Source organism: Myroides sp. LoEW2-1 (assembly GCF_009767705.1).
Lineage (GTDB): Bacteria > Bacteroidota > Bacteroidia > Flavobacteriales > Flavobacteriaceae > Flavobacterium > Flavobacterium album_A.
Map to the genome: position 1 here is coordinate 1 of NZ_WSPP01000256.1, position 7073 is coordinate 7073.

Sequence of the window (7073 nt, forward strand, 5' to 3'; positions counted from 1 at the left end):
TGGTTGCACCTTGAAGATAATTATTTTTGAGGACAAACAATGAAAAAACCCCGCCTTTTTTAGACGGGGTTTTGTTTTTTAGGCTTTTTAGACAGCCTCTTATTCTTTTTGTTAATTGCTATTCAAACTTTTCGATAAGCCTACTTAATTTTCCTTCAATATCTTCTTCCACCATACCGCCGTGAAAACATATAATACGCTCTGGATTTAATTCTTTCAATTTTCTAACAGAAGCTAAAGCTGCTGGTAAATCAAGTGTGAATTGTGGGTTTGCAATATTAAACTCACCGTCTTCAACTACTATTGCATCAGACGCAATTAATGTACGTGTTTCAATATCAAAGAACGAAAGATGCCCTTTAGTATGTCCAGGAGTTGCTATTACCTGTAGCGTATCCTTAAAAAACTGCCCATCTACTAAGGTACTCGTCACCTCAAATCGCTTTACTGCTTCTAATTCAACAATAAAGTTATTTACCCATTGTTTCATTTCTTCTGGAATGTGATTCAAGCTCTCTCTAACTTGTACTAAACGCTCAGCATCAACCCTTCCTGAAACAGAATCTGCTTCTTCCACACTGCTTATCACTTCTAAATCGATATATTCTTTCTTAAAACAGTGAAGTCCTTCCAAATGGTCTATATCATCATGCGAAATAATGATCCCCTTTAAATCCGCTATCATTAACCCCAAGTTTCTCAACTCTTGTTTGAACTCTGAAAAATTATACGTAAATCCACAGTCTATCAGATAAGAAGTACCATCCGAAAACCCAACTACTACAGGGTTAAAAATAGCCGGTTCTCCCTCGGCTGACTTGGCATTGATATGCAATACATCTATATTCATTAGTATTCTATTTTTATGTTAACGCAGATAAATAAACTGCATCCTTATAAATCCCTATTGCAAGTACACGTTTAAAAATCGCTTTTGCTAAAAAAAGCCTAATTAGATATCTAATTAGGCTTTAACTATTTTGATTAGCGAACTAATTTTTTATACTTCAGACGCGTTGGAGCAACATCTCCTAAGCGCTTCTTGCGATTCTCTTCGTAGTCAGAGAAAGACCCTTCAAAGAAGTACACTTGAGAATCTCCTTCAAAAGCTAAGATATGCGTACAAATACGGTCTAAGAACCAACGGTCGTGGGAAATAACCACAGCACATCCTGCGAAATTCTCCAAACCTTCCTCCAAAGCACGCAATGTATTAACATCTAAATCATTCGTAGGCTCATCCAGCAACAGTACATTCCCTTCTTCTTTTAACGTCATAGCTAAGTGAAGACGGTTGCGCTCCCCTCCTGATAAAGTAGCTACCTTTTTATTCTGATCAGAACCACCAAAGTTAAATCTACTCAAATAAGCACGAGAGTTTACTTGACGCCCTCCCATCATGATCAACTCTTGACCATCACAGAAGTTCTCCCAAATAGATTTCTCTGGGTCTATATTAGAGTGAGATTGGTCTACATAAGCAATTTTAACCGTATCTCCGATAGCAAACGTACCAGCATCTGGCTGTTGCTCTCCCATGATCATACGGAAGATAGTAGACTTACCAGCACCATTTGGCCCGATAATACCAACAATACCTGCTTGAGGTAAAGTAAAGTTAAGATTATCATATAATAACTTATCGCCAAAAGCTTTAGCTACACCTTTTGCTTCGATTACATTTGTTCCTAAACGAGGTCCATTAGGTATGTAAATCTCTAATTTCTCTTCAAGTTCTTTTTGATCTTCGTTTAACAACTTATCGTAGTTCTGTAACCTTGCTTTTTGTTTTGTCTGACGACCTTTAGCCCCCTGACGTACCCAATCAAGCTCACGCTCTAAGTTCTTACGGCGTTTCGAAGCCACTTTTTCCTCTTGTTCTAAACGCTTTGCTTTTTGATCTAACCAAGATGAATAGTTTCCTTTCCATGGAATACCTTCTCCTCTATCTAATTCAAGAATCCAACCAGCTACATTGTCTAAGAAATAACGGTCGTGGGTTACAGCGATTACTGTACCTGCATATTGTTGTAAGTGTTGCTCTAACCAATGCACTGACTCTGCATCTAAGTGGTTGGTTGGCTCATCTAACAACAACACATCTGGATTCTGTAACAATAAACGACATAGAGCTACTCTACGACGCTCTCCTCCCGAAAGAATATTAATAGGCGTATCAGGCTCAGGTGTACGCAAAGCGTCCATCGCAATAGCCAGTTTAGTATCTAACTCCCATCCTCCTACAGCATCAATCTTATCTTGTAGCTCGGCCTGTCTATCCATCAGTTTCTGCATCTTATCAGCATCTTCATACACTTCTGGAAGACCAAACATATCATTAATCTTGTTGAACTCATCTAAGATAGCCACAGTCTCAGCTGCACCTTCTCTCACGATTTCAATCACAGTCTTTGTTTCATCTAACTGCGGCTCTTGCTCTAAATACCCTACGGTATACCCAGGTGCGAAAACCACATCTCCCTGATAGTTCTTATCTACTCCAGCAATAATCTTTAACAAGGAAGATTTACCTGAACCATTAAGACCTAAAATACCAATTTTAGCCCCGTAGAAAAAGCTTAAATAAATATCTTTTAATACAGTCTTGTTTGTCGATGAGTAAGTTTTACTCACCTTCGACATCGAAAAAATTACCTTTTTATCGTCTGACATAAAGTAAAATATATTGAATTTATTGATTACTAAGCTATAAACACTCTATAGCGAATGAGCCAAAAATAGCATTAATTAAGGAGATTAAGAAACTTTTTTTACCCGAACCAAAGTGTCCAAATCTCACTTCGCTACAATTAAGATTATTTAGCATTGACAAAAAGCAACTCCAAAACACATAATCACTTCATTATGAGTTGTTTTTAACAAAAATTTAAAACAAAACACAAGTTAAACCTCTTGTTTCGCCACTTTTTTATCACTATATTGTATACATAATTTAAAACTCACAATTATGTCTGAACATTTACTTTTTGCAAAAAGTGAACCGTGTGAAAACAATCACGAAAATCACTACTATGACCCATCAATTGATGCTTATGTGTGCTCTACATGTAGCGCTATTTCACCAGCTAATTCTATTTATGATTTAGAAGATAAATCAGACGATGAATACGAATTACACATTGGAATCTAAGGTCATCAGAATCTTGTAATTAATTTTTATGTGAGTAAAATTAATTACAAGATTTTTTTTTATCCTTTTCTTAGCGATTTACAGAAGGCCAAAAAACAAGTGTTATCGCCTTCTCCTTAAAATACGGTGAAGCCTGTGATCTTTCATCACAGCTCGTTTACTCCAATCCACAAGATGCCTTCCTTCTTCTAATACCAATATCATCTTTACCATAAGAAAATCGTACACTGTAGTCAGTAAAATTACTCCCATCCCAATATACAAAGTACGCAGATGTAAATACTGAAAACAATAGGCTGCAATAATCCCCCCTAATCCGAAAGAAAAGACAATTGCAACCTTTAAACCGATATGAGAAAACAATACACGTCGTACGGCTGTATTCTTACTATAGAAAATCAATCTTGCTGTTTCAATTCCTAAATCAGTTACTATTCCAGTGATATGTGTAGTTCTCACTACTGCCTTAGAAATAAATGTCACCAGTGAATTCTGAAGTCCCATGGCAAATAATAGTACATAAGCAATCTTCATAGGGTATTGAGAAAGAATATCTCCTTCGAGATAAGCAACTCCTCCTAACAGAATTGCCTCAAGAATCAAAGGAACAGTGAAGTATACTTTGTTCCACAACAACTTTTGTACTTGAAGAATTACGTGAGAAATAAATGAACCTAAAAAGAATGATACCAACAACAAAACAGACTTCAAAATAGCTGTTCTATTAAAAGACAAGAACTCTTGCGCAAAATTAGATAAATAGCCTGTCACGTTGGTTGTCATTAACTTTAATGCCAAAAATCCACAAACGTTAACAATTCCTCCTACAAAAGACAATAATACCGCTAAACGCAGATTTTGGCCAAAACTTCTCCCTTTCCCCCTATGTGATAACATGATCTTATAAATTACTCTTTCTCAGAATTATAATATAACAAAATTAAAGAGAATTACAAATATATAGGCTATTGGAAGGGATTTATATTAACTATTGTAGAATACACATCAAAATACACTCCGCAGCACTATACCTCATAGAATTTGAAAAGCCAACACAACATTGAACATCTATGATTTGCAATAAAGAATGGATTTTCTGTAAAATGGAAAGAGACTGGAAATCTAATGTAGCAATGATTAAGAAACAGACAGTCAGGAAAATAGTAAAGGAAACAAAAAATACTGACTATTAATCAGTATTTCTGTATAACCTTACTCGTAATTGTATGATAATAAAGAAGGGAAGCAATTGCTTCCCTTCTTTATTATCAAACTTATACTCTTCCTTTCAGTGCATTAAACACCCATGCAATAGCAAGGAATCCAATACCCACGGCAGTAAATCCCCATCCCGCAATTTCAGAATACTTAAATGCGCCTAAACAAATTAAAAGGGCTCCCATCGCGATCATGATCAAGGTAGCATAACCCAATATTTTGTTCTTGTCTAATTTATATGCCATAATTTCTATATTTAATTAAATATTTTAACCAACATTTCTTTAAGTAAATCTCCCTGAGATAAAGCATTTGCTCCAACTCCTTTACTTTTTAAATCAATATCCTTCAAGTGCCCAATCATTCCACTTACTCTTTTCATTGGATAAATCCTAAACCCTGCCTCATAATCCTTTATCGCATATTGACTCACCTTTAGTTGCTTCATAACATTAGAAGGAGATTTATCCTTTAGTCCATGATACAGTAAAAGTTTAGAAAAATAAGCATAAACTAACCCCATAGTTAAAACAATTGGATTGTTTTTAGGGTTCTGAGCAAAGTAATCAGCTATTTTATAAGCTTTAACTTGATTTCTCTCCACGATTGCTTTGATGAGTTCAAAGTTATTAAAGTCTTTACTTATTCCTATATTCTTCTCTACAATATCATCAGTAATTGTACTGCCTTTTGGAAGAATTAAGGCAAGTTTATTAAGTTCATTTGAGATTTTAGAGAGATCTGTACCTAAGAACTCAACCAACATTGTAGATGCTTTAGGCTCGATAGCATATCCTTTTGCAGTAAGTGCTTTCTTTATCCATCCCTCGATTTGATATTCCTTTAGTTTTTTACTATCAAATAAAACACCTGAGTTCTCAAGCGCTTTGTATACTTTCTTTCTCTTGTCTAAGGTTTTATACTTGTAACAAAAGACCAATACAGTTGAAGGCTGCAAGTTAACAGCATAACTTTCTAACTGGTCAATTGTTCGAGCCAAGTCTTGTGCTTCTTTTACAATCACAACCTGTCTTTCTGCCATTAAAGGAAAGCGTTTAGCATTGGAAATTATCTCTTGTATAGAAACATCTCTACCATACAAAACCATTTGATTAAACCCCTTCTCATCTTCAGTCAATACATTATCTTCAATATAGTCTGCAATAACGTCTATATAAAAAGGCTCTTCCCCCATTAAAAAATAAATAGGAGCAATGTTTTTATTCTTAATATTCTTTATTATCTCGTTAACTTCATCCAAAATACTATGGTCGCTTTTTTAATTGTACAATAGCTAAAGAAAAAATATATTTGCTTTATGCAAAAACTAAATTTCCCTAGCTTTGATTTACGCCTCAAAAATAGTGAAAATAAGCTAGCAATATTTGATGTTATCCGTAAAAAGTTTGTTCTACTCACTCCTGAAGAATGGGTTCGACAACATGTTATTCATTTTTTAATCATTGAGAAAAACTATCCTACCTCGTTAATTAGCGTTGAGAAAGTAGTCAAAATCAATGGAATGAATAAGAGATACGATATAGCAATCTTTAAACCCAATGGAACAATAGATGTGCTAATCGAATGTAAAGCACCTGAAGTAAATATTACCCAAGACACTTTTGATCAAATTGCTAGATATAATTTTCAACTTAGAGCAAATTACCTTTTTGTGACAAATGGTTTAAACCACTATTATTGTCAAATGGATTATGATGAGATGAGATACGTATTTTTAAAAACATTGCCGAGCTACCAACGCATTAGTAATAAAGAACAACAATGAATAAAAAATTTGCTATAGCTATATTGAATTGGAATGGAGAGAAACTGTTGAAACAATTCTTACCTTCGATTATCGCCTATTCTAATCAAGCTAATATCTACGTCATAGATAATAAGTCTTCAGATAATTCCCTTTCTTTAATCCAGAAAGAATTCCCTCAAATTAATATCATTGAAAATTTGGACAATGGAGGATACGCAAAAGGTTATAATCAAGGCTTAAAAAGCATTAGTGAACCTTATCTCGCACTTGTAAACTCTGATATAGAAGTAACCGAAAATTGGCTTGATCCAATTGAAAGAATCTTTGATCAGCAGCCTACGGTAGCGATAATTCAACCTAAAATATTAGATTTTAAAAACAAAACTCACTTTGAATATGCAGGTGCTGCTGGAGGTTTTATTGACAAATATGGTTTCCCTTACTGCAGAGGAAGAATATTTGACACCATAGAAGAAGACAAAGGACAATACGATGACGAAATAGAAATATTTTGGGCATCAGGAGCCTGTTTTTTTATTAGAAATAGTATCTACAAAGAATTGAACGGTTTCGACGAAGACTTTTTTGCTCACCAAGAAGAAATTGACTTATGTTGGCGTGCACATCATGTGGGATATATCATCAAATATTGTGGAAATTCTACAGTTTATCACGTTGGAGGTGCTACATTAAGTTATCAGAATCCCCAAAAAACATATCTAAACTTTCGAAATTCGCTTTTAATGATGTACAAGAATTTACCCTCAAGGTGTAAGTTTACAACTTTATTTTTGCGACTTTGTTTAGACGGAATTGCAGGTATTCGCTATTTCCTAAGCCTAAAACCAAAGCATTGTTTTGCCATAGTACGCTCGCACTTTGCGTTTTACAAGCGAATCAGTCAATTTAAACACAAACGTGCTAACTCCCCTATTA

8 protein-coding genes are annotated in these 7073 nt (G+C 34.7%); 3 read left to right on the forward strand and 5 right to left on the reverse strand.

All coding sequences use genetic code 11. The features are described 5' to 3' along the window. Positions 1–118 precede the first annotated feature (118 nt). Together GOQ24_RS13350 and ettA are read right to left on the reverse strand one after the other, a co-directional pair. Positions 119–850: an MBL fold metallo-hydrolase gene (locus tag GOQ24_RS13350; RefSeq protein ID WP_155092432.1), complete on the reverse strand. Its 732-nt coding sequence runs from the start codon at positions 848–850 to the stop codon at positions 119–121. A gap of 134 nt (positions 851–984) precedes the next feature. Next, positions 985–2673: an energy-dependent translational throttle protein EttA gene (gene ettA / locus GOQ24_RS13355; protein WP_155092431.1), complete on the reverse strand. Its 1689-nt coding sequence runs from the start codon at positions 2671–2673 to the stop codon at positions 985–987. A 295-nt stretch (positions 2674–2968) separates the two neighbouring features. On the opposite strand from ettA, the gene GOQ24_RS13360 reads away from it, so the two are divergent. Continuing rightward, on the forward strand, positions 2969–3151 hold the full coding sequence (locus tag GOQ24_RS13360) for a hypothetical protein (protein WP_160339923.1): 183 nt from the start codon (positions 2969–2971) through the stop codon (positions 3149–3151). Positions 3152–3253: 102 nt separating this feature from the next. Here GOQ24_RS13360 and GOQ24_RS13365 read toward each other — a convergent pair whose 3' ends face one another. From GOQ24_RS13365 to holA, 3 genes are all read right to left on the reverse strand, one after another. Further along, positions 3254–4048 (reverse strand): YoaK family protein, encoded by a 795-nt coding sequence (locus tag GOQ24_RS13365; RefSeq protein WP_155092429.1) that lies wholly within the window; start codon positions 4046–4048, stop codon positions 3254–3256. A 377-nt stretch (positions 4049–4425) separates the two neighbouring features. After that, positions 4426–4614 carry a CAL67264 family membrane protein gene (locus GOQ24_RS13370; RefSeq protein ID WP_155092428.1) on the reverse strand — a complete coding sequence of 63 codons (189 nt, stop codon included), beginning with the start codon at positions 4612–4614 and terminating at the stop codon, positions 4426–4428. A gap of 11 nt (positions 4615–4625) precedes the next feature. Then, positions 4626–5630, reverse strand: coding sequence for a DNA polymerase III subunit delta (gene holA / locus GOQ24_RS13375; protein ID WP_155092427.1), 1005 nt, complete (start codon positions 5628–5630; stop codon positions 4626–4628). A gap of 57 nt (positions 5631–5687) precedes the next feature. Here holA and GOQ24_RS13380 point away from each other — a divergent pair, with 57 nt between their 5' ends. After that, positions 5688–6155 (forward strand): type I restriction enzyme HsdR N-terminal domain-containing protein, encoded by a 468-nt coding sequence (locus GOQ24_RS13380; protein WP_155092426.1) that lies wholly within the window; start codon positions 5688–5690, stop codon positions 6153–6155. Continuing rightward, on the forward strand, positions 6152–7073 hold a 922-nt coding region (locus tag GOQ24_RS13385; RefSeq protein WP_160339924.1), incomplete at its 3' end, for a glycosyltransferase family 2 protein. The genes GOQ24_RS13380 and GOQ24_RS13385, both read left to right, overlap by 4 nt.

Excerpts from the sequence above, each read along its gene's own strand:
- GOQ24_RS13370 (WP_155092428.1), bottom strand. The coding sequence starts at position 4,614 with ATGGCATATAAATTAGACAAGAACAAAATATTGGGTTATGCTACCTTG.
- GOQ24_RS13350 (WP_155092432.1), bottom strand. The coding sequence starts at position 850 with ATGAATATAGATGTATTGCATATCAATGCCAAGTCAGCCGAGGGAGAA.
- ettA (WP_155092431.1), bottom strand. The coding sequence starts at position 2,673 with ATGTCAGACGATAAAAAGGTAATTTTTTCGATGTCGAAGGTGAGTAAA.
- GOQ24_RS13360 (WP_160339923.1), top strand. The coding sequence starts at position 2,969 with ATGTCTGAACATTTACTTTTTGCAAAAAGTGAACCGTGTGAAAACAAT.
- GOQ24_RS13380 (WP_155092426.1), top strand. The coding sequence starts at position 5,688 with ATGCAAAAACTAAATTTCCCTAGCTTTGATTTACGCCTCAAAAATAGT.
- GOQ24_RS13365 (WP_155092429.1), bottom strand. The coding sequence starts at position 4,048 with ATGTTATCACATAGGGGGAAAGGGAGAAGTTTTGGCCAAAATCTGCGT.